Source organism: uncultured Pseudoflavonifractor sp. (assembly GCF_944387805.1).
In the GTDB taxonomy this organism is placed as follows: Bacteria; Bacillota; Clostridia; order Oscillospirales; family Oscillospiraceae; genus Pseudoflavonifractor.
In genome coordinates this window covers 1-24,651 of the sequence record NZ_CALXGI010000033.1, presented here as the reverse complement: position 1 = coordinate 24,651, position 24,651 = coordinate 1, and the positions used below count along the sequence as shown (strand labels likewise).

At 58.7% G+C, this 24,651-nt stretch carries 23 protein-coding genes and 1 pseudogene; 15 read left to right on the top strand and 9 right to left on the bottom strand.

Annotation, left to right across the window (positions count from 1 at the left end; translation table 11 throughout):
- From Q0K06_RS09000 to Q0K06_RS08980, 5 genes are all read right to left on the bottom strand, one after another.
- On the bottom strand, positions 1–860 hold an 860-nt coding region (locus Q0K06_RS09000), incomplete at its 3' end, for a 1,3-beta-galactosyl-N-acetylhexosamine phosphorylase N-terminal domain-containing protein (protein WP_294551391.1).
- Between the two features lie 14 nt (positions 861–874).
- Complete coding sequence (locus Q0K06_RS08995) at positions 875–1,093, bottom strand: hypothetical protein (protein ID WP_294551389.1); 219 nt, start codon at positions 1,091–1,093, stop codon at positions 875–877.
- Between the two features lie 9 nt (positions 1,094–1,102).
- Positions 1,103–1,993 carry a carbohydrate ABC transporter permease gene (locus Q0K06_RS08990; RefSeq protein WP_294551387.1) on the bottom strand — a complete coding sequence of 297 codons (891 nt, stop codon included), beginning with the start codon at positions 1,991–1,993 and terminating at the stop codon, positions 1,103–1,105.
- Positions 1,994–2,009: 16 nt separating this feature from the next.
- Positions 2,010–2,894, bottom strand: coding sequence for a sugar ABC transporter permease (locus Q0K06_RS08985; RefSeq protein ID WP_294551385.1), 885 nt, complete (start codon positions 2,892–2,894; stop codon positions 2,010–2,012).
- A gap of 140 nt (positions 2,895–3,034) precedes the next feature.
- Positions 3,035–4,408, bottom strand: a complete 1,374-nt coding sequence (locus Q0K06_RS08980) for a carbohydrate ABC transporter substrate-binding protein (protein WP_294551383.1) — start codon at positions 4,406–4,408, stop codon at positions 3,035–3,037.
- Between the two features lie 377 nt (positions 4,409–4,785).
- Here Q0K06_RS08980 and Q0K06_RS08975 point away from each other — a divergent pair, with 377 nt between their 5' ends.
- The 5 genes from Q0K06_RS08975 to Q0K06_RS08955 all read left to right on the top strand — a co-directional run bounded on the left by Q0K06_RS08975 (position 4,786) and on the right by Q0K06_RS08955 (position 9,878).
- Positions 4,786–5,640 (top strand): helix-turn-helix domain-containing protein, encoded by an 855-nt coding sequence (locus Q0K06_RS08975; RefSeq protein ID WP_294551382.1) that lies wholly within the window; start codon positions 4,786–4,788, stop codon positions 5,638–5,640.
- Positions 5,641–5,666: 26 nt separating this feature from the next.
- A complete protein-coding gene (locus Q0K06_RS08970; RefSeq protein ID WP_294551381.1) occupies positions 5,667–6,575 on the top strand; it encodes an AraC family transcriptional regulator in 909 nt (302 codons plus the stop codon).
- A 162-nt stretch (positions 6,576–6,737) separates the two neighbouring features.
- Complete coding sequence (gene galE / locus Q0K06_RS08965) at positions 6,738–7,757, top strand: UDP-glucose 4-epimerase GalE (RefSeq protein ID WP_294551380.1); 1,020 nt, start codon at positions 6,738–6,740, stop codon at positions 7,755–7,757.
- 75 nt (positions 7,758–7,832) lie between these two features.
- Positions 7,833–8,759: a sugar phosphate nucleotidyltransferase gene (locus Q0K06_RS08960; protein ID WP_294551378.1), complete on the top strand. Its 927-nt coding sequence runs from the start codon at positions 7,833–7,835 to the stop codon at positions 8,757–8,759.
- Positions 8,760–8,765: 6 nt separating this feature from the next.
- Positions 8,766–9,878: an aminoglycoside phosphotransferase family protein gene (locus Q0K06_RS08955; RefSeq protein WP_294551376.1), complete on the top strand. Its 1,113-nt coding sequence runs from the start codon at positions 8,766–8,768 to the stop codon at positions 9,876–9,878.
- 157 nt (positions 9,879–10,035) lie between these two features.
- Here the strand turns inward: Q0K06_RS08955 and Q0K06_RS08950 are convergent, their stop codons facing one another.
- Positions 10,036–11,391 carry a PocR ligand-binding domain-containing protein gene (locus Q0K06_RS08950; RefSeq protein WP_294551374.1) on the bottom strand — a complete coding sequence of 452 codons (1,356 nt, stop codon included), beginning with the start codon at positions 11,389–11,391 and terminating at the stop codon, positions 10,036–10,038.
- Between the two features lie 569 nt (positions 11,392–11,960).
- Between Q0K06_RS08950 and spoIVB the strand changes: the two genes are divergently transcribed.
- Complete coding sequence (gene spoIVB, locus Q0K06_RS08945) at positions 11,961–13,076, top strand: SpoIVB peptidase (protein WP_294551371.1); 1,116 nt, start codon at positions 11,961–11,963, stop codon at positions 13,074–13,076.
- 79 nt (positions 13,077–13,155) lie between these two features.
- Here spoIVB and Q0K06_RS08940 read toward each other — a convergent pair whose 3' ends face one another.
- Positions 13,156–14,208 carry a helix-turn-helix domain-containing protein gene (locus tag Q0K06_RS08940; RefSeq protein WP_294551369.1) on the bottom strand — a complete coding sequence of 351 codons (1,053 nt, stop codon included), beginning with the start codon at positions 14,206–14,208 and terminating at the stop codon, positions 13,156–13,158.
- 259 nt (positions 14,209–14,467) lie between these two features.
- Between Q0K06_RS08940 and Q0K06_RS08935 the strand changes: the two genes are divergently transcribed.
- The 4 genes and pseudogenes from Q0K06_RS08935 to Q0K06_RS08920 all read left to right on the top strand — a co-directional run.
- Entirely contained in the window at positions 14,468–15,034 is a 567-nt protein-coding gene (locus tag Q0K06_RS08935; protein ID WP_294551367.1) for an RNA 2'-phosphotransferase, read from the top strand.
- 199 nt (positions 15,035–15,233) lie between these two features.
- Positions 15,234–16,004 carry a sporulation transcription factor Spo0A gene (spo0A, locus tag Q0K06_RS08930; RefSeq protein WP_294551365.1) on the top strand — a complete coding sequence of 257 codons (771 nt, stop codon included), beginning with the start codon at positions 15,234–15,236 and terminating at the stop codon, positions 16,002–16,004.
- Between the two features lie 180 nt (positions 16,005–16,184).
- The gene (locus tag Q0K06_RS08925; RefSeq protein WP_294551363.1) at positions 16,185–16,700 is read left to right on the top strand and encodes a site-specific integrase; all 516 of its coding nucleotides are present in this window, start codon (positions 16,185–16,187) and stop codon (positions 16,698–16,700) included.
- A 495-nt stretch (positions 16,701–17,195) separates the two neighbouring features.
- Positions 17,196–17,300: pseudogene (locus Q0K06_RS08920) on the top strand (sporulation initiation factor Spo0A C-terminal domain-containing protein); the annotation flags it as partial.
- Between the two features lie 141 nt (positions 17,301–17,441).
- On the opposite strand, the gene Q0K06_RS08915 reads toward Q0K06_RS08920, so the two are convergent.
- A complete protein-coding gene (locus tag Q0K06_RS08915) occupies positions 17,442–18,041 on the bottom strand; it encodes a carbohydrate-binding family 9-like protein (protein ID WP_294551362.1) in 600 nt (199 codons plus the stop codon).
- 260 nt (positions 18,042–18,301) lie between these two features.
- Between Q0K06_RS08915 and Q0K06_RS08910 the strand changes: the two genes are divergently transcribed.
- The 3 genes from Q0K06_RS08910 to Q0K06_RS13935 all read left to right on the top strand — a co-directional run bounded on the left by Q0K06_RS08910 (position 18,302) and on the right by Q0K06_RS13935 (position 19,827).
- Entirely contained in the window at positions 18,302–18,661 is a 360-nt protein-coding gene (locus Q0K06_RS08910) for a CidA/LrgA family protein (RefSeq protein WP_294551360.1), read from the top strand.
- Positions 18,661–19,341: an LrgB family protein gene (locus Q0K06_RS08905; RefSeq protein WP_294551358.1), complete on the top strand. Its 681-nt coding sequence runs from the start codon at positions 18,661–18,663 to the stop codon at positions 19,339–19,341. Before Q0K06_RS08910 ends, Q0K06_RS08905 begins: the two co-directional genes overlap by 1 nt.
- 219 nt (positions 19,342–19,560) lie before the next feature.
- Positions 19,561–19,827: an integrase core domain-containing protein gene (locus tag Q0K06_RS13935; protein ID WP_365925284.1), complete on the top strand. Its 267-nt coding sequence runs from the start codon at positions 19,561–19,563 to the stop codon at positions 19,825–19,827.
- A 118-nt stretch (positions 19,828–19,945) separates the two neighbouring features.
- Here the strand turns inward: Q0K06_RS13935 and Q0K06_RS08900 are convergent, their stop codons facing one another.
- Complete coding sequence (locus tag Q0K06_RS08900) at positions 19,946–21,295, bottom strand: hemolysin family protein (protein WP_365925281.1); 1,350 nt, start codon at positions 21,293–21,295, stop codon at positions 19,946–19,948.
- 295 nt (positions 21,296–21,590) lie between these two features.
- On the opposite strand from Q0K06_RS08900, the gene Q0K06_RS08895 reads away from it, so the two are divergent.
- Positions 21,591–22,862, top strand: a complete 1,272-nt coding sequence (locus tag Q0K06_RS08895) for a chloride channel protein (RefSeq protein WP_294551356.1) — start codon at positions 21,591–21,593, stop codon at positions 22,860–22,862.
- Between the two features lie 3 nt (positions 22,863–22,865).
- Positions 22,866–24,425: an amidohydrolase gene (locus Q0K06_RS08890; protein ID WP_294551353.1), complete on the top strand. Its 1,560-nt coding sequence runs from the start codon at positions 22,866–22,868 to the stop codon at positions 24,423–24,425.
- Positions 24,426–24,651: the final 226 nt, after the last annotated feature.

Below are 24,651 nucleotides of genomic sequence, written 5' to 3'. Positions count from 1 at the left end.
GCCTGGAAGTCCCTGAACTCCTTGCTGGGCACACGGTACTGGTTGTTGTAGTAGCCCTGGTCGATGATGTACTCGGGACGGAACCTGTAGCCCACTTCCTTCTCGAACTGCTCCAGAATGTAGGGGGACACGGAGGCGGAGTAGCCGTACCAGTCCACATACCGCTCACGCTTGAGCTCATCAAATATCAGGGTAAACTGATGGAAGAAGGTGGTGTAGCGAATGACGTTCACATAGGGATGCTCCGCGATAAACTTGCGCAGCCGCTCCATGGTGTATTTATGGGTCTTGGGCTGGCGCACGTCGAAGGTAATCTGGTGTTCGAAGTTCTGCCAGTTGTTTGTCACGGCGTTGTACATATGTACCGGGTCCCAGATAAGGTAGGCCAGGAAGCTCACCGTGTAATCGTGGTACTTCTCCACGTTCCTGATGACAACGCAGCCGGTATTTTCGTCGTAGTCCCAGTTGGCGGTGTCCACAACCTGGCCGCTGGTACGGTCGATGACCTCCCACCAGCGCTTGATGTCGTCCCGGGTGTTCACCTTCATCAGCTCATCGCTGATGCCCTTCATCAGAGGGATGGACAGGGTCCCCTCCGTGGCGGGGTAAAATCCGCTCATGATGTAGCACTGCTGCACCTCATCCGGATTGGCCTTGGCCCAGGCGTTGTCCTTCCTGGTGGTGTAGTAGGTGGAGTACACCTTGGCGTCCACGCTCTTCAGCGCCTCGGGGTAGTCGGTGCCGTCGCAGTCTCGGATGGCGTCCGCGCCCCAGCGCTTGAGTATCTCCAGGGTCTCGGGCACCACGTCCACGTCTGTGGGGATGGTCACCCGCCCGTGCTTCCGATCAAACTCGCTCATGTCTGTTCCTCCGCTTATTTGGATTTCTTGTTCTTCTTGTCCTTGGCTTCCTCAAAGGGCTTATTGTAGAGGAGCAGGGCGGTCAGCAGCAGCACCAGGCCAATCAGCATGATGCCCAGGCCGGCCAGCTGCCCGGTCATCTTCCAGCCGCCGATGACCAGAGCCAGGCCGGCCACCACAAAAATCGCGATCAGGCTCACCCGCAGGGGCATGTGCTCTTTCCAGAATTTCATGTCCTCACCTTAACCTTTCAGTCCGCCCACGGTCATGCCCTGGATCAGCTTCTTCTGCACGCAGATATAAAGAATCAGGGTAGGCAGCATGACCATCACCAGGCCGGCGTACATGATGCCGTACTGCGCCGCAGACTGCTGTGCCTGCATCAGGTTCAGCAGGCCCACGGGCAGAGTTTTGGCGCCGTTGGCAGAGCTCATCAGGGTCATGGAGATGATGTACTCGTTCCAGAAGGACAGGAAGTTGAAGAGAATGATGGTCACGATGGAGGGCTGGGCCATGGGGAAAATGATCTGAATCATGGTCTTGCCATAGCCGGCGCCGTCGATGTAGGCGGCCTCCTCGTAGTCGTGGGCCAGGGTAGCAAAGTAGCCCGACAGGAGGTAGATGGTAAAGGGCAGGGCTGTGGCGGCGTATACGATGGCCAGCACCACGATGTTGTTGAGCAGGAAACCGCTGCCGAAGATGTTCTTCAGGACGGTGTCGCCGTCACGCAGCATCAGGAAGATGGGCACCACGATATAGTTGACGTTGATGAACAATCCGGCCATGAAGGCGGTGTTCAGGAACTTCCGGCCGCGGAAGTGGAACCGGGACAGGCAGTAGGCAGCGGGCAGGGCCACCACCAGCAGGATGGCCAGGGCCAGCACGGTCACAATCACGGAGTTGAGCATGTAGTCGCCCATCCTGGCCGTGTTCCACGCGTCCACGAAGTTCTGCCAGTGGAAGCCCAGAGGCAGGGACCAGGGATTGCCGTAGAACTCGCTGTTCTGCTTGATGGACGCCATGAACACCCACGCCACAGGCACCAGGATACACACAGCCAGTGCAATCAGCACCACATAGATAAAGATTTTATAGATCCTATCGCCAGCTTTGCCGGCACGCTTTTCCTTCATTGCAGTCCCTCCTCTCTCAGAATTCCAGCGGCTTGCGCTTGGTAGCCCGGTTCACCAGAGCCGACAGGGCAAAGGAGAACAGGAAGACCACCACGCCGATGGCCATGGAATAGCCGTACAGGCCGGCGTCCTTCTGTCCGTACATGTAGCTCAGGGCCACCTCGCTGGCGCCGTTGGGGCCGCCGGAGGTCATGGCCTTGACGAACAGGAAGGCCATATTGATGGTGGAGATGATAAAGAAGGTCAGGGTGGTGCGGATGTTGGTCCAGATCAGGGGGATGGTGATCTGGAAGAACTGCTTGACCCGGCCTGCGCCGTCCAGGCTGGCCGACTCATACAGGCTCTGGGGCACGCTGGCCATGGAAGCCATGTACATGACCATGTAGTAGCCGATGGCCTGCCACACCATGGCGATGATGATGCTCACCATAACCAGGGGCTCGTCCTTCCAGAGAACAGTCACGGTTTGACCGGTAATCATGGACAGCAGGCTGTTGAGCATGCCGTTCTCAGGCTTATAAATAGCGGAGAAAATACCGGAGATAACCACCACGGAGAGAATGTTGGGGATGTAGAAGATCACCCGGAACAGGTTCTTCCCTTTCACATTCTCCCGGGTGAGAATCCCGGCAAACACCAGGGCGAAGGCGAAGGTTACCATGGTAACCACCACGATAAGCAGGATGGTATTCTGTATGGAACGGATAAACAGAGAGTCGTTGATGAGGGCCTTGAAGTTGGCAAAGCCCACAAAGGTCTCCGTGGGAGAGTAGGCGCCTCTCTCAAAAAGGGACATGCGAAAGACATTGATGGTGGGGATAATCATGAAGATGACAAAGAGGATAACCGCAGGGGCCACACACAGCGCAATAAAACGGCTGCGTCCCTTGTTTCTTTTCACACGCTCAGCTCCTTTCCGCGCCGGCTATGGCCGGATTCGCAACGACACACACCGGAGAGCAAGGGGGACGATGAGCAGCCCGCTACTCATCGTCCCCCGCTGTCCTGAATCCTGATTATTCAGTTATAGTCAGGTATCAATTACTGGATGTTGGCACGCATCTGGTCGCTGGCTGCCTTGATGCTGTCGATCCACTCCTGCTCAGTCATGGAGCCGGACACCAGGGAGTTCACGGGGTCGAAGAACACCTCGCGGACGGTGCCCAGACCGGCCACGGACTTGTAGGAAGCGAAGGAACCCAGGGCGGCCTTGGCGCCGTCGTCATAGATGCCGTAGAAGATCTGGTTGTCGCCGGTCAGCTGATCCACAATACCGGTGACAGGCTGAGCGGCGCCGGCGGCGGCGAACAGGTCAGCGGCGGTGTCGCTGTACATGAAGGCAATGAACTGCTTGGCGGCGTCGATGTGCTCAGCGCCGGCGGGGATCCACATCTGCTCGAAGAAGGTGTAGCTGTAGCGGTCGCCGCCCTCGGTCAGCGCGGGCAGAGCGGTCATGCCCCACTCGAAGCCTTCAGCGCGGGGAGCCTCAGCCATCTCGCCCACGATCCAGGTGCCGTTGGGCATGAACAGGGCCTTGTTGTCCAGCACCAGCTGCTGGTTCTGGGTGAAGTCCTGATCGTTGGCCTGGGCGGGGGTGATGGGGTTGGTGTAGGTGGCCAGCTTGGCGACGGTATCAAACGCAGCCTGGGCCTCGGGGGTGTCCCAGATGCCCTCGGCGTAGTGGGTGGCATCGAAGAAGAAATCCTCGCCGCCGGCCTCGTACATCAGAGCGTAGAAGAAGGCGTCAAAGTAGCCGGTGGTGGGGTAAGTAAACAGGGAGATGCTCTCAGCAGCGGCCTTGTCGCCCAGCTCCCACATCTCGTCCCAGGTGGTGGGAACCTCCCAGCCCTTCTCCTCGAACAGGCCCTTGTTGTAGAACAGGCCGCAGGGGGAGTAGAACATGGGAGCCAGGTAGGTCTTGCCGTCGGCGTAGGGGTTGGTGATGGAGCTGTCGTTGACGAAGCCGGGGATGATCTTTTCGCCCACGGTCACGTCCTCGCCGGGAACGGTCATGGAGAGCACGTCGGTGATCTCGGCGATGTTGTGGTCCTTGATGAACTGCTCGGTCAGGCCAGCCTCACGGCCGGTGGCCAGGTGAATCACGTCGGGGTACTCGCCGCCCTGCATGGCGGGTCCGATGACGTCCTCCAGCTTCTTGTCCACGGTCAGCTCGACCTCAATGCCGGTCTGCTCGGTGAAGGCGTCGGCAACCTGCTGCCACACATCGGTGCCGTAGCTGGTCTCGATGGCGGCCACCTTGATGGTCTCCGTGGCGGCGGGCTCGCCGCCGGACTGGCTGCCGCTGGGGGCAGGGGTGTTGGCGTCGCCGCCGGGGGTATTGTTGGCGCAGCCGCCAAGGAGCGAAGCGGAGAGCGCGAGAGTCAGGCCGAGAGCTGTGAGCTTCTTCAGTTTCATTTCCTTATAACCTCCTGATAAAGTTTCCCTTTTGACTGCTTGCGGGGCGTTTGCACGCCTCTTGATAGCTTTAGTATACAGGTTCCCGGCAGGATATCAATGCTATTCTTGCCTTGAATTTTATATATATTGCTTTTTAATATATTTTTGATAATAAGCTCAAAAATCAAGTGCCATTTTTGTGCATAAGTACTTCTGCCATTAAAGTGTTTTTCACACAGTTAAAAATATTTAACATTTTTCGCTTCTTCAAAAAAAGCATTTTTTTCAGATTGCACAATCGTTCTCCATGATTTATAATGGTATGCGATCTGTGGTCCCTTTTCTGCGCAATATCTATAAAATTACGTTAAAGTATTGAAGTGAGATGGTTTTACATGAGTAACAGCCGATATGATCTGGGCAAGGGCGGCGTCGCTCCCCTGGACCGCTCCTCCACCCGGCTTCTGTATGTAAGCACCGCCAAGTACGGCGGAGACTGGCACAGTCTGCTCCACACCCATGCCTGCACCGAGATTTTTTACGTAGTAGGCGGCATGGGAAAGTTCCAGATTGAAGAACTCACCCTCTCCGTATCGGTGGACGATATGGTGATTGTCAATCCCAATGTGGAGCACACCGAGGTCAGCTACAACGCCAACCCGCTGGAATACATTGTTATGGGCGTAGAGGGTCTGGAGTTTGCGGCCGGAGAAAACGGAGACGACCGTTACCGCCTCATTAACTGCGGCGGCGGACGGGAGGACACCCTCTATTACCTCCGTGCCATGCTCACCGAGATTGAAAACAAGGCCAGCGGATACGATCTGGTGTGCCAGGATTTGCTGGAGGTGCTGGTGGTTCGCCTGATGCGCCGCACTGATTTTTCCCTGACTCCCACCGCTCCGGAAGCCCGCACCAGCAAAGAGTGCACCTCTGTGCGGCGCTATATTGACAGCCATTTTAAAGAGAGCATTTCCCTGGACAGGCTGGCCGAGGTGGCCCATGTGAACAAATACTATCTGGTGCACACCTTTTCCCGGGAGTTCGGCATCTCTCCCATCAACTATCTAATCTCCAGGCGGATTGCCGAGAGCAAGCACCTGCTGGGCGAGACCGACCACTCTTTGAGCCAGATCGCCCACATGCTGGGCTTCTCATCCCCCAGCTACTTCTCCCAGAGCTTCCGAAAGCTGGAGGGTATCAGCCCCATGGAGTATCGCAAGCAGTCCAAGCAGCAGCGTTCTTCCTAACCATTTTTCCCGGGAGGTGAGCGTCCATGGCCTTTTATCCCGTCACGCTGAACCGGCCCATTCAGGTAAACCGGGTGGTGACCGTGCACTACTTTGAATACTCCAGCGACTACTACTTTGAGGGGGAACGCCATGACTTCTGGGAGTTTCTCTACGTGGACAAGGGCGAGCTGGACGTGCTGGCAGGGGATCGCCAGCTGCGTATGACCCGCGGGCAGCTTATCTTTCACGCCCCCGGTGAGTTTCACGCGCTCCGGGCCACCGGCACCTCGGCGCCCAATCTGGTGGTGGTCAGCTTCTGCTGTGACGGACCGGACATGTCCCGCTTTGAGGGGCGGGTGGACACCGCCGGAGACGTGGAGCGGGCTCTGATGGCCCGCATTGTGGAGGAGGGCGCCGCCGCCTTCTCCACCCCGCTGGACGACCCCACCACCACCGCCATGGAGCGCAGTCCGGACGCTCCCTTCGGCGCCGAGCAGCTGCTGGGCGTCGCCATTGAGGCCCTGCTCATCTCCCTCCTCCGCCGGGATGGCGCCGCCGCGCCGCCGCCCACCAGCCTGATCCGCGCCCGGGGCCGGGAGGAGCTCTTCGACAAGGTCACAGATTACCTGCGCTCCAACCTGGGCCGCAGTCTCACTCTGGAGGAGGTCTGCCGGGACAATCTGGTGGGCCGCAGCCGGCTGCAGCAGGTTTTCCGGGAGCACACCGGCGGCGGCGCCATGGAATACTTCGGCAAGCTGAAGATTGCCCGCGCCAAGGAGATGATCCGGGAGGGCAGCCGCAACTTTACCGAGATTGCCGCCGCGCTGGGCTATCAGTCCATCTACTACTTCTCCCGCCACTTCAAAAAAGTCTCCGGCATGACCCCCAGCGAATACGCCTCCAGCGTAAAAATCCTGGCGGGCAAAACCCGCCCCGGCGGCGGCGGGCATTAAAACTGGCGCGCAATTGGGGACGATTCTGCAAGTATCGTGCACTCTGTCAGGAGCGGCAACCCTTTTGTGTAAATATTGTGGGGAACTGTCTATTCCATTTCCGCCTGCCCGCGATTACAATGTGGACAGTGAAACAATTATAAATGAAAAGGAGTGCTTTTTATGTCTATTCTGGTCAGCGGCGGCGCCGGTTACATCGGCAGTCACACCTGTGTTGAACTCATCCAGGCCGGCTACGACATCGTGGTGGCCGACAACCTGTGCAACTCCAGCGAGGAGTCCATTCGCCGGGTGGAGAAGATTGTGGGCAAGAAGATTCCCTTCGTCAAAGCCGAGCTGTGCAACCCTGACGAGGTGGAGGCCCTCTTCAAGCAGTATCCCGACATCGACGCCGTTATCCACTTCGCCGGGCTGAAGGCCGTGGGCGAGAGCGTCCAGAAGCCCCTGGAGTACTACACCAACAACCTGGTCAATTCCCTGGTTCTTCTCAACGCCATGCGCCGCCACGGCGTGAAGAACTTCGTGTTCTCCTCCTCCGCCACCGTGTACGGCGACCCCGCCACCGTGCCCATCCGCGAGGACTTCCCCACCGGCGGCACCACCAACCCCTACGGCACCACCAAGCTCTTCCTGGAGCGCATCCTCACCGACATCTGCGCCGCCGACCCCACCCTGAACGTGGCCCTGCTGCGGTACTTCAACCCTATCGGCGCCCATGAGTCCGGCCTCATCGGCGAAGACCCCAACGACATTCCCAACAACCTGGTTCCCTATATCGCCCAGGTGGCCGTGGGCAAGCTGGAGAAGCTCCACGTCTTCGGCAACGACTACCCCACCCCCGACGGCACCGGCGTGCGGGACTATATCCATGTGGTGGACCTGGCCAGGGGCCATGTGGCCGCGCTGAAGAAGCTGGCCACCAACTGCGGCCTGTTCGTGTGCAACCTGGGCACCGGCAAGGGCTACTCCGTTCTGGAGGTGCTCCACGCCTATGAGAAGGCCTGCGGCAAGACCCTGCCCTATGTGATTGACCCCCGCCGTCCCGGCGACATTGCCATCTGCTATGCCGACCCCACCAAGGCCCGGGATGAGCTGGGCTGGGTCGCCCAGTACGGCATTGAGGACATGTGCGCCTCCAGCTGGAAGTGGCAGTCCATGAACCCCAACGGCTATAAGGGCTGAGCGCCCCTCCTCCCCGCCGGGGAGATTCTGCTGCGGAACGAACTTGATTGAGGAGCATAGAGGAGGATATTCATTATGAAGAAACCCGTTCTTGTGGTTATGGCCGCCGGTATGGGCAGCCGGTATGGCGGTCTCAAGCAGCTGGACCCTGTGGGCGCCCACGGCGAACTCATCATCGACTACTCCATCTACGACGCCAAGCGGGCCGGCTTTGAGACCGTGGTCTTTGTCATCAAGCCGGAGATTGAGGCCGACTTCAAGGCCGGCATTGGCGACCGCCTGAGCAAGGTGATGGACGTGAAGTACGTCTACCAGCTCAAGGAGGACCTGCCCGAGGGCTACTCTGTCCCCGAGGGCCGGGTGAAGCCCTGGGGCACCGCCCAGGCCGCCCTGGCCGCCCGGCACGTGGTGGACGGCCCCTTTGCCGTCATCAACGCCGACGACTACTACGGCCCTGAGGGTTTCCGTGAGATCTACAACTATCTGGTGGACCACCCCGACAAGGACGGCGTATACCAGTACGCCATGGTGGGCTACCTGCTGGAAAACACCGTCACCGAGAACGGCCATGTGGCCCGGGGCGTGTGCGTGGAGAACGCCAGCCATGAGCTGGTGAGCGTCACTGAGCGCACCCGCATTGAGAAGGGCGAGACCTGCCCCCGGTACACCGAGGACGAGGGCAAAACCTGGACCGACCTGCCCGGGGACACCATCGTGTCCATGAACCTGTGGGGCTTCACCCGCAGCTATCTGGATGAGGCCTGGGCCCGGTTCCCCGCCTTCCTGGACGACGCCCTCAAGAACAACCCCATCAAGGGCGAGTACTTCCTGCCCAGCGTGGTAAGCCAGCTCATCGCCGAGGGCAAGGCCCGGGTAGAGGTGCTCCGCAGCCACGACAAGTGGTACGGCGTGACCTACAAGGAGGACAAACCCGTTGTTGTGGCTGCCATCCGCGCCATGACCGAATCCGGCCTGTACCCTGAGAAACTTTGGGAGGAATAAGAGACCATGTCCAATACTGCTGAGCTGCATCTCCAGGAGGCCCTGGCCGCCTACGACTTCGGCGCGCCCCTGGTGGGAGCCGTCCGCTTCGGCAAGGGCCACATCAACGACACCTTCTGCGTCCACACCCAGCCGCCCGAGGGCGACTGCGTGCGCTTCATCCTCCAGCGGGTATCCAACGCCGCCTTTTCCCGCCCGGATCAGCTGATGTCCAACATTGTGGGCGTCACCGACTACCTGCGCAAGGTCATTGCCGCCGAGGGCGGCGACCCCGACCGGGAGACCCTTACCGTGCTGCGCACCCGGGACGGCAAGAGCTATTTCACCGACAGTGAGGGCCGGGCCTGGCGGGTGTTCCCCTTTATCGAGGACACCGTCTGCCTCCAGGCCGCCGAGACCCCCGAGCTTTTCGAGGCCTCCGCCCTGGCCTTCGGCCGCTTCCAGCACCAGCTGAAGGACTACCCCGCCGACACCCTGTACGAGACCATCGCCCGCTTCCACGACACTGAGAACCGCCTTGCCAATTTCAAGAAGGCCCTGGAGGCCGACGTGATGGGCCGCGCCAAGGACGTGCAGCCCGAGATCGACTTTGTCCTGGCCTATGAGGCTGACTGCTCCGTGGCCATGTCCGCTCTGCGGGAGGGCAAGCTGCCCCTGCGGGTCACCCACAACGACACCAAGCTCAACAACGTGCTCATTGACCGCAAGACCGGCAAAGGCATCTGCGTCATCGACCTGGACACCGTCATGCCCGGCCTGGCCATCAACGACTTCGGCGACTCCATCCGCTTCGGCGCCAACCACTCCGCCGAGGACGAGCGGGACCTGTCCAAGGTCAACTTCGACCTGGGCCTCTTCGAGGCCTACACCCGGGGCTTCCTCACCGGCTGCGCCGGCAGCCTGACCCCCGCCGAGCTGGAGTACCTGCCCTGGGGCGCCAAGCTGATGACCCTGGAGTGCGGCATCCGCTTCCTCACCGACTACCTGGAGGGCGACCACTATTTTGCCACCCACCGGGAGGGCCAGAACCTGGACCGCTGCCGGACTCAGTTCAAGCTGGTGTCCGACATGGAGAAGGCCTGGGACGACATGGCCGCCGTTGTGAAAAAGTACGCCTGAGGGCAGGCTTACATATCGCAATACATGCAGTACAGAAAAAGGCTTCCGGAAATAATTATTTCCGGAAGCCTTTTTTGTTTTTCATTATTGGCCTGACTGCGGCCGCCTGCATCATTCGGCCCCGCCCTTGTGCACAGGGGAGTATTGCTGGGCGCGCTCACCTTTGCCGTCTTTTTCCCTTTTTTGCGCTGTTTTTTGCGCCGCTCTGTCCGGTGCTCCGCTCCTTTGCTGTCTCCAGCCGGCTCCGCCGCGCTCGGAACCGCCCCGGCGTAACGCCGGTATATTTTTTAAACACCTTGGTAAAATAGCTCTGATCGTCAAAGCCGCACCACCCGCAGATCTGCGCAATGGACGCATTTGTGGTGAGCAGAATGGCCTTGCTCTTGGAGATGCGCAGCTCGCCGAGATAGTTGTTGAAGGTCTCCCCCATCTCCTCTTTGAACACCCTGCTGAAGTAGGAGGCGGACAACCCCACATACCCGGCAGTTTCCTCCAGCGTCACTTTTTCATGGCATCTGCGCTTTAGATATTCAATGGCCTTATAGATAACGTCCTTATGTTTTACATCCACCAGGCAGAACACCGAGTTTACAAACTGCTCTGTTACCTTGGTCAGCCACAGCACCAGGTCCTCTGCGGTGCGGAGATGGTCAATCTCGTTGAGATGCCGGCAGTTCATGTCAAAAATCATGTTCTGATCACTTCCGCCGTCCACCGCCGCCCTGGACAGCACCACCATCAGCTCCAGCGCCCTGGCGCGCATGAGGCGAAAGTCTCCACCGGTGGAAAAGAGAATGTGACCCAGCAGCTCATTGAGCAGCCGCCGGGCAGTGGGCTGATCCCCCTCTGTGATGGCGTGAACCAGCTCGCGCTCCTTGGCCAGCGGGTAATTCTTGGCCGCGCCTTTCAGCTTGAGCTGCTGAATATATACGCCAATATCCTGCTGCTGGGCAGTCTCCTCCCTGTGGGCGAGAAGCTCGGTGCTGTTGTCTCCCACATAGACAGCGGCGGCAAAAAGGAGGGTTGACATATGGGAGAGCCGGGCTGGCTCCATGGCGGGCGAGCACTCCAGCGCGGCACACAGTGCGGAACGCTCTTCTGCCGGCAGGCCCTGCCATGACCTGGGCTCGCCGGCTGCATAGTCCTCTACATCCATAATCAGGGCCGGGCCGCCTACCAGGGCTCCAACCGCCTGTCCACCCGCCATAATTGGGGAGGCAAAGTAGGCCAGTCCCGAAGGGCAGAAGTAGATATACCGCCCGCCGAACCGCTCAGCCTGGGCCGCGCCGTACAGATGGAGTTTGCCGCAGCGGAAGGGCAGGCCATGGCTGGCCATGATGGCGCGGCAGGCGCTGCATCCCTCACTGCCCACACTGGTTTTGAACAGCACCTCTCCTTCCCGGTTCAGTACTGCGCAGCTGACGCCGCAGGCGGCGGAAAAGGATTCCACTGTCTCCCGCGCCACCTCAAAATCAAACAGGTGCTCCTTCTCTCTGCCTGTATGCCTCTCCATTTTCCGCACCCCCCGCTCCCCATAACGGCCATTTCCCCGGCGAAAAACAGGCTGCCGCCCTTCCTCTCGGGCCGCGGCGTGGTCTTCCCTGCCCGCTTCGTCTTCTCTGGCGGCGACGCACGTTGGAACGGCATAGGACAGATATTCAGCGCCTCTGCACCCGGTGGTTCCGCGGTGAATCCTGATCCCTGATTTATTTTATTATACTGCTGTCCGCGCCGGCACCGCTGTAATATTATCATTTAAATTGGTACTTTTTTGCGATGATGCTCCCGCTTGAACCATATATGACTCACAGTTTTATTTCTATTATTGTAATTCAATTTGTCTGACGCTGCAATCTCTATTTCTCTCCCGGCGCATTATATTCCGCATTTTGGAATTCTTTCAAATGCTGGAACTCTTTTTCCCGGAAGCGCCGGAGCGGTGGGCATTGGTCTTTTCCGGTATCCAGCTCTGTGTTACTTTGGCAGCAAACTCAAGCTGTTTTTACGCAAAACAGGGCCATATTAAGAGAGGCGGAGCAGCAATGCCCGCCGGTTTTTTATTTTTGCTAGAGAGGTGGTTTTATGAAGGAGGAAGAACGTGGGCACCGCGGGACGGCTGCGCTGCGGCTCCTGGCTGTCTGCCTGGCGGCGGCCGGGCTGCTCTCTTTTGCCCCGGCGCCTGCGGCGGCGGCCGGGCCGGGAGAGGACGCTCTGGAGGTCTGGAGCTTTGGCGGCGGAGCGCAGCCGTCCGCTGAAACAGTGCGCACCGTGATCCCGCTGGGCCGGGCGGTGGGCATCAAGCTGTTCTCCGACGGCGTTGTGGTGGTGGGGCTGTCGGAGATCTCCACTCAGCAGGGAGCCCAGGCGCCCGCCAAAGACTGCGGCCTACAGGAGGGGGACATCATCACCCATATCAACAGCGAGGAAGTGGACACCATTGAGGAGGTTCGGGAGATCCTTCAGGAGGTAGGAGACCGCCAGATGAGCATCCGCTGCCTCCGTGGGGAAAAGGAGCTGCAGATGACCGTTCAGGCCGTCCAGTGCAGCACAGACGGCACCTATAAGCTGGGAGCCTGGATTCGGGACTCCATGGCCGGCATCGGCACCATGACCTTCTACGACCCGGCGTCCGGGGTGTTTGGCGCCCTGGGTCACGGCATCAGCGACGTGGACACCGCCCTGCTCATGCCTCTGTCCTCCGGCTCCATCATGTACGCCGAGGTAACGGACGTAAAGAAGGGAGAATCGGGCAATCCCGGCGAGCTCCACGGGGCCTTCCAGGTCTCTCAGGACATGGGCGACCTCTACGCCAACACCCAGCAGGGTATCTTCGGCCACCTGACCGACAGCCAGCTGACCGAGGGCCTCCAGCCGGTGGAGCTGGCCTCCCGGGATCAGGTTCAGGTGGGCGAGGCTACCATTCTCTCCAATATTGCCGGGGATCAGGTGGAGGAATACACGGTGGAGATCACCCGTATCTATCCGGAAAACGACGGCGACCCACGGAATCTGATGCTCAAGGTCACAGATCCCCGTCTGCTTGAGGCCACCGGCGGCATTGTCCAGGGCATGTCGGGCAGCCCCATCCTTCAGAACGGCAGGCTGGTGGGCGCAGTAACCCACGTGCTGGTCAACGACCCCACGCAGGGCTACGGTATCCTGGCGGAGAACATGCTGGAGGCGGCACAGCAGTCATAACACATCATATGAAAGCCAGCGCATAGAGAGCGCCTGCCGCGGAATATTGGTTCCGCGGCAGGCGCTCTCTATGTATGATTCATGCTCCGGCGCTTTGGGCTGCGGCCTGGCGCAGCCTGTCTATCTCCCTGTGAATGTGTTCCACATCCCGGCCCTCAGTGATATTCCATTCATTCTGCAGAATTTCCAGTTCCTCTTTCAGGCTCTCCACGGCGTCCGCGTACTTTCCCTGTATCTCATAGATATGGGCTGCGGTCATCTGGGCGTCAATATACTTGGGGGACGGCTGCAGCTCCTGCGCCCGCCTGTAATAGCGGATCGCCTCGTCGTAGCGGCAGGCGTATGCCATGGCGTCCGCCATGCAGGCAAAGGCCAGCCAGTCGCTGCTGTAATCCTCCAGCATCTGACGCCAGATGGCTTCCGCCTCTTGGTGCTTCCCACTCTGCCAGGTAATTTTACCCTGGTAAAAGGGGACCCGGCAGCTGTTGTCCAGCCGGCGCACATTTTCCAAAACTTCCGAGGCCTCCTCCAGACGGCCGTCCGCAATCAGCTCGTCCAGCAGCCACAGGTATCCCCCCAGATAGACGGGATTTTTCCGCACAAACTGCTGATAGTATGCGATGCGCCTGCTGTGGTTTGCCCAGTCCCAGTCCGGAACCGTCCCCTCCTGGGCCCTCTGAAGATTGCAGTGATTTTCCTTCTCTGCCGGCGCCAGCTCCAGCGCCTCCTTTGCGTAGAATTCCGCCGTTTTTCTCAGCTCGTCAGCCTTGTGGTTGAACAAGCTGGACAACAGCCGCAGGGCGTCGCTTTTACGCTCCTTCCCGTCCAGCCTTCCCTTCAGAAATACCTCAGTCTGACGGAATTCTTCGGCGCTCAATGTCTCCTGCATTTCAAGCATATGTTCAATCCGTTCAAACTGCGCCTGCTCCGACAGGTCAAAGAGGTCGTCAATGGTGCAGCCGAAATAGACCGCAATATCAGGGAGCAGCTGAATGTCCGGCATGGAGGCTCCGTTCTCCCATTTGCTCACCGTCTGATAGGACACGTTCAGCGCCTTGGCCAGGGTGTCCTGAGTAACGCCTTTTTGCAGGCGAAGCCGTTTGATTTTATTTCCAAGCTCCAGTTCCATCATAACTCCTTTTCCAGAATTGCCTTGCTTGTCGTTTGGAATCCATGGCGGCCGCCAGGTTCTGGCCATATTATAAGCGCCGGAACAGGGAAATAGCAATCACGGGACAGGAGAGCGCCCTCGTAAAAACGGCGAGAAACAGTTTTCGTCCTCCCCTCTGTTTTCGATTGACCGGAAGTCCGGCCTATGTTACAATATGGAAAATATTATGTAAAGTTATTCCGCGCAGGCAGAGTTTGCGCGGCTCCGGGAGGGACGCGCTATGGGCCAGGAAGCCAAACTATCCATCTATCTCTGCCGCCTGCTGCGGCACGCCCCCGAGGACGCCGGACTGGATATGGACCGCCGCGGCTGGGTCAGCACCGCACAGCTGATTGAGAACGTCAATCAGGGCGGGCAGTACTCTCTCACCATGCCTCAGCTGGAGCAGCTTGTGGCCGCGGATAGCAAAGGGCGCTACCGGTTCAGCCCGGACAAGAGCCGGATCAAGGCCTGCCAGGGTCACTCCATTCCCTGGGTAGAACCTGAGCTGACCCCCGCCGCTCCCCCTGCCTATCTGTACCATGGTACTACGGAGCGGGCATGGCACGCCATTCAGGAGAGCGGGCATATCTCCCGCATGTCCCGTCACGCTGTCCATATGCAGGCTGATGAGTCCAAGGCATGGCAGTCCGCCCGCCGCTGGCGGCAGGCTCCTGTGGTACTGAAAATCGACGCCCGCGCCATGGCCGCCGACGGAATTTCCTTCGGCGTGTCGGACAATGGGGTCTGGTGCACCGGTCAGGTGGAGCGGAAGTACATCTGCGGCGTGCTGCGCCCCGCCCGCTGACGGCCTGAATCCGCCCTTTTCTCTGTTCTGCCCCGTCCATTCGACTTCTGCGGTCGAGAAAAGTCGAATCGTTTTTATCCATTTATTTCCATTTTACTCTTGCACTCGCTGTCTATTTATGGTAAATTATAGCCAACCGGTAATGACATCTGGCCCGCGGCGCTATCTCATCAAGCACACGCTTGGAAAGGATATGGACATGGAGAATAAAATCAGGATTCTGACTGCGGACGCAGGAGAGGAATTCCGCAGCCTGCTCAACGACGCGCTCAGCGAGGAACCCGATATGGAGGTCATCGCCTCCACCGGAGACGGACAGGAGACCATTCGCCTGGCAAAAGAGCTCGGGCCGGACGTGGTGGCCATGGACCTGGTTCTCACCCGGATGGACGGACTGGAGGTACTCTCTGAGCTGGCCGCTCTGATACCCCGGCCCCGGGTGCTGGTCATCTCCAGCTTTGCCAGCGGCGCAGTGGCTGCGCACGCCGCCACAGCGGGCGCGGACTACTATCTGATGAAGCCCTGCCGCATGACCACCGCCGCTGAGCGTATCCGCCAGCTCTCGGCGCTGATCCAGCCCAGCCAGGAGGAGTCCGCCCAGACCGCCGCAAAAGAGCAGAGCCTGGAGAGCACAGTTACCGCTATTATCCACGAGATTGGCGTTCCCGCCCATATCAAGGGCTACCAATACCTGCGGGAGGCCATTATCATCGCGGTGCAGGACATGGATGTGATCAACGCCGTCACCAAGGTGCTCTACCCCGAGGTAGCCAAGCGGTTCAACACCACCGCCTCCCGGGTGGAGCGTGCCATCCGCCACGCCATTGAGGTAGCCTGGGACCGGGGCGACCTGGAGACCCTCCAGAAGTATTTCGGCTACACCGTCTCCAACGCCAAGGGCAAGCCCACCAACAGCGAGTTCATCGCCATGATCGCCGACCGGCTTCAGCTCCAGCAGCGAGAAAAATGACTGCCCTCTATCCTTTGGACCCCAACGGTTTCAAGGATGGATAAATTTGGTTTTATAGCGATAAACACAGCAAAACACGAAATGAAATTCAGATTTTATTGCAATAAACTTTTTTGATTACAGCAATAAACACTCTCAGTTTATCGGGTTATCTTATTCGATAAACTGGGAGTGTTTTTTATGAGAAAATCGAAGGCTGTACAAAGGAAATTTGGGGACTACATTGATGAATATCTCTACTACTGTCAGAGTCGCCGTCTGCGGCCCAAAACAATGGCAAGCTATGAACAGACATTACGGCTTTTTGAACGCTGGACACATGAGCAGGAAGGCCTTGAGCGCATTGAAGACGTCCGCCCTCAGACAATAAGACATTATATCTGTGATTTACAGGTGCGAGGTAAATATAGTTTCTGTATTTCGGAAGATAGAAGACAGACAAATTATCCTGAACGGAGAAGGGACTATCGAAACCCCGTAAGCGTCACAACAATCAACAATTATATTCGCAATTTAAGTGCTTTCTTTACATGGTTCGCAGATAATACGGGAATGCAAAATCCTATGGCAAAAATACGGCAGCTTCCAAATGAACGTAAGCCAAGAGAATATTTATGCTCTCCTCATGTAAAGATACATCTAGTTCCAATTCTGATGCTGATAGCAGCAAAGAGTACCATCAACCCGATTGGGTAATTATCTGTCCGAAATGTCATACCAAGCAGCCAAAGGATAGGGCAAAATGCTGGGAATGTGGGTATGAATTTACGGAAAGTGATAAAGAAAATAGTTCTCCCAAAGAATAACGATTCAAAAGTTTATAAAGGTCACAGTCTATACTCAATATACATTTAGAGAGGGCAGATGGTTAATCCGTCTGCCCTTTCATTAATTACTATTTTGTCTATTAATCCCGCTCGATTTTGAGACTTAATGTAGTAGATATAGAAATATGCTTAGAACCATTTTAGTCCAAAAATCAACCGGTATTTCAATTAAGTAGATTTAGTTATTCTTATCTATATCAGCATATCTCCTTCTTGATTTAGCCTCTAAGGTAGAATATAATGAATGCAGATAATCCAATAAATCTCTGAGTGTATAGCAATAAACTGAGCAATAAATTTTCAAAACTTAGCTACTATTTTTGCTGTATAAAATCCGCTGTAAGCATTGAGCCGCAAGGGCTAGAAGTATTTCGGCTACACCGTCTCCAACGCCAAAGGCAAGCCCACCAACAGCGAGTTCATCGCCATGATCGCTGACCGGCTTCAGCTCCAGCAGCGGGAAAAATAAACGTCTCGTTTATTGCCGCCCCATTTCTCTTTGGCAGCAAATACTCCCAGCTTATCGGATCGCACACTCCGATAAGCTGGGAGTATTTTTATGATATTCCTCTGCTGTATTCTCCGGAGTTCCAGACAACTCCTCCAGCGCTCACAGCAGCTTCAGTACGCCGAAAAATTCCGGCGCATGGAAATTGGGCTCCGGCAGATCGACAGGGCTCCAGCTGAGGAAATGGGGCTGCTCGGTCTCGTCGCCGCACTTGTAGAAGTTTGCATACAGCGTGCCTCCGGGCGCCAGCTCCATCCCCCACAGGCCCCGCAGGGTTTCGGCGGCCACCTCCAGGCGCAGCTCCCACCAGTCCTTTTCCACGCGGCAGCGGGCGGCGGGCCGGGGCAGGCCGCTCTCCGCCAGGTTCTGCCGGACGTACCGCTCGCTGCCGGCGGAGCAGAGCAGGGTTCCAATGCTGTTGCACTCCAGGTTCATGTAGCTCCCCTCCCGTGCCGGGGCCAGGAACGCCTCCATGCAGCTGTCAAACCACACCCTGCCGTCCTGCTCCCGGCATCGGGCCAGCGGCTCTGATTCCCGGCATTCCATGCGGATATAGAGCGCTTTCCCCGGCGCGTAGGCGCACTGAAAGGTAGTCTCAGGGGTATAGGTGGTGCCCCAGCAGGGGCACTTCACCCGCCCCACCGGAATGGCGGACCAGTCCGGCTCCCCCTGGGTGTTCATCACGCCGTATTGCTTCTCCATGCTCCCGCTCCTTTCCCTGTCTTCCGGGCCCGATGCAATTTCACCGCTCCGGCGGGTGCGGCGTTCGCTTTCACATATGGCCTGATTATACCATGCTTCCATCCCGCCTGAAAGAGTACGGGCGGCTTTTGCGCATTCTGTATAATTCGCGGGGAAAAAACGCCGCTAATCTTGGTTTGACAAACGCTTCCAAAGGTTCTAGAATCAAAAACCGGATTCCGTCAGCGGACGGAAACATATATTCCCCGGAGGCGAACGCCGTGAAAATTATCTGTCAGATCGCCATTATCTTCACCATCTGCTGGATTAGCCAGATGGTGGAGGCCATTCTTCCCTTCCCCTTCCCCGCCAGTGTCATCGGCATGGTTCTGCTGCTCATCCTGCTGCTGGTTCATTGTCTGAAGGTGGATCACATCCGTGAGAAGTCCGACTTTTTGCTGTCCAACATGGCCTTTTTCTTCATCCCTGCCGGGGTGAGCATCATCAATTACTTTGATATCCTGGCCAGCAACCTGGTTCCCCTGCTGATTATCTGCCTGGTGAGCACCCTGCTCACCTTCGCCGTCACAGCCTACACGGTGCGCCTGACCAGGTACCTTATGGATCGGAGGAAGAAATGATGGCGGAACTCTTTGCATCTCCTTTTTTTGGCATCTCTCTGAGTGTAATCGCCTTCTGGATCGGCGTCCGCATTCAGAAAAAGACCGGCCTGGTACTGTGCAATCCCCTGCTTATCGCCATTGTGCTGGTTTCCGCAGTACTGCTGGTGTGCCGCATCCCCTATGAGTCTTATAACCAGGGCGGCACCATCATCAACATGTTCCTGGCCCCCGCCACGGCCTGTCTGGCAGTGTCTATCTACACGCAGATCAGCCTGCTCAAGGAAAACTGGCTGCCCATCCTGGTGGGCTGCACCGCCGGCTCCATCACCTCCATGGGCAGCATCTATATCATGTGCCGCCTCTTTCTCCTGGATGAGGCCGTCTCCGCTTCCCTGATTCCCAAGTCGGTGACCACCCCCATCGCCGTCAGCATCTCTCAGAGCCTGGGCGGCATCCAGGCCATCACTGTGGTGGCGGTTATCCTCACCGGCATTCTGGGCAGCATCCTGGCTCCGGTCCTCATCAGACTCTTTCGGGTCAAGGACCCGGTGGGCGCAGGCCTGGCCATCGGCGCCTGCTCCCACGCTGTGGGCACCTCCAAGGCCCTGGAGCTGGGCGAGACTGAAGGCGCCATGAGCGGCCTGGCTATCGGTATCTGCGGTATTCTTACCGTTATTTTCTCCCTTTTCCTGATGTAATTCTGCATAAAAAGGGTATGTCAACGCTTATCTGACAGAACCACTCAAAGCGAACAGTGGCAAAGAGCCCCCTGACGCAGGAAAACAGACTGCGTCAGGGGGCCCTGTTATGGGGAACGTACACATGTTCAAGCACTGCTGCCTGAAATCAAGGCGATGGTGACAGAAGGGAAAACCCAGCGGGAAGTTGCGGAGCACTAAGGTTTTCAGGATAAACAGGTGGTAAAAGGGCCGCTGCGGAGCTGCATCTCCACAGCGGCCAGAGGTTTCCGCATACCTCGCAAGCGCATTCAACCTGACGCAGCAATATGGCATTACGCCCTCCATGTCAAGACAGGAAACCCGTATGACAATGTCATGGCGGAAAATTTCTTCTCCACCCTCAAGTCGGAGTGTATCTGCCGCAGCAAACCGGCCGCATTCCACACGGCGAACGAGAGCATCGACCGACATATCCATTTTTACAGTCATACGCGCATCCCGTGAAAGACTGGAGAGGCGCCGCCGGCGGGGCGCCTCTCCAACTAAACCTTGATATTTCCTACCAGAGTTCTTTTTGCGCTGTCCGCACAATCCGGGGCAGCGCTCTTTTGCTTTTCTTGTGTCACTCTGCCTTTTTCTCCTCCTGGGCGGCGGGCTCCAGTTTGGACACGGTGGCCCACTCCACCCGGCGGTCGTTGAGTTCCTCCACCCGGATGTGGAGGCCGTACACGTCCACCTCGGGGTGGCTGCCGTCCTCGGGGATAACCGGCAGCTGGGCAAACACAAGGCCGCCCAGGGTGTCGTACTCCTCGTCCTCAGGCAGCTCCACATCCAGGGCCTTGGCCACCTCCTCCAGGTCGGCGGATCCGGCAATACGCCACAGATTCTCTCCCCAGGGAATGATCTCCTGCTCGTCCTGGGGGTCAAACTCGTCATAGATGTTGCCCACAATCTCCTCCAGCAGGTCCTCCATGGTGATGATGCCGCTGGTGCCGCCGTACTCATCCACCACAATGGCCATATGGATTTTTTTGGTCTGCATGTCCCGGAACAGAACATCGGTCCTCACGGACTCAGGCACAAAGTAGGCGGGAGTCAGCAGATCCCGGAGGACTTTGGGGTGGGGCTCCCGGGCGTTGAGCAGGTAGGTGCGGGTGTTCAGGATACCGATGACGTCATCGGCGTCCTCCTCGTAGACCGGAAACCGGGTCAGCCCGGTCTCCCGGATGGTACGGATAATCTCCTCATCGCTGTCCTTGGCCCACAGCATTACCACGTCGGTGCGGTGAATCATGACATCCTCAGCGGTCATGTTGTTGAACTCGAAGATGTTTTCAATCATCTCCTTCTCGCCCGACGCAATAGCCCCCTTCTCCTCGCCGATGTCCACCATCATGCGAATCTCCTCCTCGGAGACCTGATCCTCCTCGGCGTTGGGGTCAATATGTAGCAGGCGCAGTACGCCGTTGGTGGACACGGTCAGCAGCCAGATAAGGGGCCGCATCACCGCCGCCAGGCCGGACACCACCCCGCAGGTAAACCGGGCCACCTGCTCCGCCTTCTGCATGGCCACCCGCTTGGGTACCAGCTCGCCCAGCACCAGGGTGAAGAAGGAGAGGATGATGGTGATGATCACAACCGCCAGAGTATTCACCGCCGCAGCGGCAGAGGCGTCCAGCTGCCACTTCACCACGGCCCAGTCCCGGATGCGGCCGGCAAAGTTGTCCGCCGCAAAGGCCGAGCCCAGGAAGCCGGCCAGGGTGATGCCGATCTGGATGGTGGAGAGAAAGCGGGTAGGAGTCTCTACAATCTTCAGCAGCCTGGCCGCCTTCTTGTCGCCGTCCTCCGCCTGACGGCGCAGGATATTTTCATTCAGCGAGATGACCGCAATCTCCGTGGCGGCAAAATACGCGTTGACCATAATCAGAACCAGCTGCAGCAGCAATTGGGGCCATATGGGATCCGATGACACAGAAATTCCTCCTAACAATATTCAGACAGTTTGGCGTCTCCGCCTTTGTCGCAGAATTATATCATAGCTGCGATAAAAATTCACTACTTTTTGCAAAAATCTTACACTTTCAATTTTCTGCGCCCTTCTTCATCAAAATGGGTGCGCATCGGCCCGGCCCATGTTATAATGATGTCTGCTGAACGGGCCGCCGCCCGAACTGTCCTGCGTGTCTCTGTCTTGCGGCGTTATAAATCCAGCCGTTTTGGCCCGTTTTTATGAATTTCCGCCATTCTGGTTTAGTGAGGGATGTCCTGTGAAGATACTCCGGGAGCGCCTGCCCGCCTGGGCCAGGCAGCCTGCGATTTTTGCGAAGTGGCTGGTATTCTCCTGCATCATCGGCCTTGTCTGCGGCAGTGTGGGGACACTGTTCCACTTCGCCATTGACGCCGCCGCCGAACTGCGGGGGGAATACCCCTGGATTCTCTGGCTGCTGCCTGCGGGCGGCGCCCTCATCGTCCTGCTCTACCGCTGGTGCGGCATGGAGAAGGACCGGGGCACCAACTTTGTGCTGGTGGCTGTGAGGGAGAACGAACCCCTCCGCCTGCGCACCGCGCCGCTGATCTTTGCCGCCACCGTTATCACCCACCTGGTGGGCGGCTCCTCTGGCCGGGAGGGCGCGGCCCTCCAGCTGGGGGGCTCCATCTCCTCCAAAATCGGCCGCTGGATGGGCCTGGACGACAAGGACAGCCGGGTTATCACCATGTGCGGCATGTCCGCCGCCTTCTCCGCCCTCTTCGGCACCCCCCTGGCCGCCGCCGTGTTCTCCATGGAGGTGGTGAGCGTGGGGGTCATGTACTACGCCGCCATTGTCCCCTGCACCATCGCCTCTCTGGTTGGCGTGGGCGTGGCCGCTTTCTTCGGCGTGCCCCCCACCGCCTATGCCCTCGCCGGTGTGCCTTCCCTCAGCGTAGTCACAGCTCTCCAGTGCGTGTGTATGGGAATCCTCTTTGCCCTGCTGTCCATCCTGTTCTGCCGGGTGATGCACGCGGCCCCCAAGCTGTACAGTAAACTCATCCCCCGCCCCGTCCTTCGGGCGGCGGCGGGCGGCGCCCTGGTTATCGCCCTTACCTATCTGGTGTGGCTGTGGAACCCGGGCACCTACGACTACAACGGCGCCGGCGCCGGGCTCATCGCCCGGGCCATCAGCGGCCAGGCCCGGCCTGAGGACTTTCTGCTGAAAATCCTCTTCACTGCCGTCACCCTGGGGGCCGGCTTCAAGGGCGGCGAGATTGTGCCTGTGTTCTTTACCGGCGCCACCTTCGGCTGCGTGGCCGCCCCCCTGCTGGGCCTGCCCGCCTCCTTCGGCGCGGCCCTGGGTATGACGTCGGTGTTCTGCGGCGTCACCAACTGCCCCATGACCTCCCTGTTCCTGGCCTATGAGCTCTTCGGCGGCCAGGGCCTGCCCCTCTTCGCCCTGTCCTGCGCCGTGTCCTACATGCTCTCCGGGTATTATGGCCTGTATAGCGAGCAGAAAATCGTATATTCTAAGTTCAGACCGGAATTTATTGATAAGAAGGCGGAGTGAATCATGAATCAGGCCCTCTTTTACAACGGAACCATTCTCACCATGGAGGACGGAGCCGCACCCCAGGCGGTACTGACAGAGGACGGCCTCATCCGGGCCGTGGGGACGCTGGCGGAACTGGAGGCCCTGGCTCCGGACGCCGCACGGCGGGACCTGTCCGGCCGCACCCTGATGCCCGCCTTTCTGGACCCTCACAGCCATCTGACCGCCCTGGCCTCCACCCTGGACCTGTGCCCTCTGGGCAGCGCCGCCTCCTTCGGGGACATCGCCCGGCTGCTGCTGGCTTTCCAGAAGGCGCGGGGCATGGCCCCGGACCAGTGGCTCATCGGCTTCGGGTATGACCACAACGTCTTGGCGGAACGTACTCAGCCCGACCGGCACACTCTGGACGGAGCCTTCCCCGAAACCCCGGTGCTCATCTCCAACGCTTCGGGCCACATGGGAGCGGTCAACTCCGCCGCATTAAAGCTGCTGAACATTACGGCCGGCACCCCCGACCCGGAGGGGGGCAGAATCGGCCGGGAAGCCGACGGACGCACCCCCAGCGGCTACCTGGAGGAGAACGCCTTCATCCGTCTGGCCTCTTCCATGCCCGGCCCCTCGCCGGAACAGGCGGCCCGCAACGTGGAACGGGCGGAGGAGATCTACCTCTCCCATGGCGTCACCCTGATCCAGGACGGCCTCACCGACGCCGGGCGGTACGCCCTGCTCTCCGCCGCCCATCTGAAAACCGAGGCGGTGGGGTACGCCGACCTGAAAAATTCTCTCGCGCTCATTGACAAGCCCCACATTGGAGGATATAAGATTTTTCTGGACGGCTCGCCCCAGGGCAGAACCGCCTGGATGCTGAAGCCCTACGCCTCCAACCCTCCCGACCAGCCCGGCTATTGCGGCTACCCCATCTACACCGACGAAGAGGTCACCGGCTTTGTCCGCACCGCCCTCACTCAGGGCAAGCAGCTGCTGGCCCACTGCAACGGGGACGCGGCGGCGGCGCAGTATATCCGCTGCTGCCGGGCCGCCCAGGAGGAGACCGGCCTCAGAATCGCGGATATCCGGCCGGTGATGATCCACGCCCAGCTGGTCCGCCGGGAACAGCTGGAAGAGATGAAGGAGCTGGGTATCATCCCCTCCTTCTTTGCCGCTCACCTGTGGTACTGGGGGGATATCCACGCGGAAAATTTCGGTCCGGACCGGGCTGCCTCCATCAGCCCCCTGGGCTGGGCAGAGGAACTGGGGCTTCCCTTCACCCTCCACCAGGATACGCCGGTCATTCAGCCCGATATGCTGGAAACCGTGTGGTGCGCCGTCAACCGCCTGACCCGGGAGGGGAAAACCCTGGGCCCGGCGCTGAAGCTGTCCCCCATGGCAGCGCTCCGGGCGGTCACCCTCCATGCCGCTTACCAGTACTTCCGGGAGGAGACTCTGGGCTCCATCCGCCCCGGCAAACAGGCCGACCTCATCGTCCTCTCCGCTGATCCAACGGCAGTGGCCCCCATGGACATCCGCTCCATCCGGGTGCTGGAGACCATTCACAGGGGGAAAACGGTCTGGCAGGCCTGATCCCTTCATTTTCCTCTTCCTCCGCACCGGACGGCCCCACGGGTCCTGTGCGTTTTTTGAAAGGTGGTTTTCTCTTGAATATTTTTGATATTATGGGCCCTGTCGTGGTGGGGCCCTCCCCAGAGCACGCTGACGCGTACTCCGGGGCTCCTCTCTCTTTTTCATCTGCTGGGGCGGAATAAATCCGCCCCGCATCAGGGTTTTCCCCTCCGGGAAAACGCCTGGA

What these genes read in the sequence shown, in the direction of transcription:
- Q0K06_RS08990 (WP_294551387.1), bottom strand. Translation starts at nt 1,993, where the DNA reads ATGAAGGAAAAGCGTGCCGGCAAAGCTGGCGATAGGATCTATAAAATC.
- Q0K06_RS08905 (WP_294551358.1), top strand. Translation starts at nt 18,661, where the DNA reads ATGGCGGAACTCTTTGCATCTCCTTTTTTTGGCATCTCTCTGAGTGTA.
- Q0K06_RS08950 (WP_294551374.1), bottom strand. Translation starts at nt 11,391, where the DNA reads ATGGAGAGGCATACAGGCAGAGAGAAGGAGCACCTGTTTGATTTTGAG.
- Q0K06_RS08940 (WP_294551369.1), bottom strand. Translation starts at nt 14,208, where the DNA reads ATGATGGAACTGGAGCTTGGAAATAAAATCAAACGGCTTCGCCTGCAA.
- Q0K06_RS08960 (WP_294551378.1), top strand. Translation starts at nt 7,833, where the DNA reads ATGAAGAAACCCGTTCTTGTGGTTATGGCCGCCGGTATGGGCAGCCGG.
- Q0K06_RS08890 (WP_294551353.1), top strand. Translation starts at nt 22,866, where the DNA reads ATGAATCAGGCCCTCTTTTACAACGGAACCATTCTCACCATGGAGGAC.
- Q0K06_RS08970 (WP_294551381.1), top strand. Translation starts at nt 5,667, where the DNA reads ATGGCCTTTTATCCCGTCACGCTGAACCGGCCCATTCAGGTAAACCGG.
- spoIVB (WP_294551371.1), top strand. Translation starts at nt 11,961, where the DNA reads ATGAAGGAGGAAGAACGTGGGCACCGCGGGACGGCTGCGCTGCGGCTC.
- Q0K06_RS08915 (WP_294551362.1), bottom strand. Translation starts at nt 18,041, where the DNA reads ATGGAGAAGCAATACGGCGTGATGAACACCCAGGGGGAGCCGGACTGG.
- galE (WP_294551380.1), top strand. Translation starts at nt 6,738, where the DNA reads ATGTCTATTCTGGTCAGCGGCGGCGCCGGTTACATCGGCAGTCACACC.
- Q0K06_RS08995 (WP_294551389.1), bottom strand. Translation starts at nt 1,093, where the DNA reads ATGAAATTCTGGAAAGAGCACATGCCCCTGCGGGTGAGCCTGATCGCG.
- Q0K06_RS08980 (WP_294551383.1), bottom strand. Translation starts at nt 4,408, where the DNA reads ATGAAACTGAAGAAGCTCACAGCTCTCGGCCTGACTCTCGCGCTCTCC.
- Q0K06_RS08975 (WP_294551382.1), top strand. Translation starts at nt 4,786, where the DNA reads ATGAGTAACAGCCGATATGATCTGGGCAAGGGCGGCGTCGCTCCCCTG.
- Q0K06_RS08955 (WP_294551376.1), top strand. Translation starts at nt 8,766, where the DNA reads ATGTCCAATACTGCTGAGCTGCATCTCCAGGAGGCCCTGGCCGCCTAC.
- Q0K06_RS08935 (WP_294551367.1), top strand. Translation starts at nt 14,468, where the DNA reads ATGGGCCAGGAAGCCAAACTATCCATCTATCTCTGCCGCCTGCTGCGG.
- Q0K06_RS08925 (WP_294551363.1), top strand. Translation starts at nt 16,185, where the DNA reads ATGAGAAAATCGAAGGCTGTACAAAGGAAATTTGGGGACTACATTGAT.
- spo0A (WP_294551365.1), top strand. Translation starts at nt 15,234, where the DNA reads ATGGAGAATAAAATCAGGATTCTGACTGCGGACGCAGGAGAGGAATTC.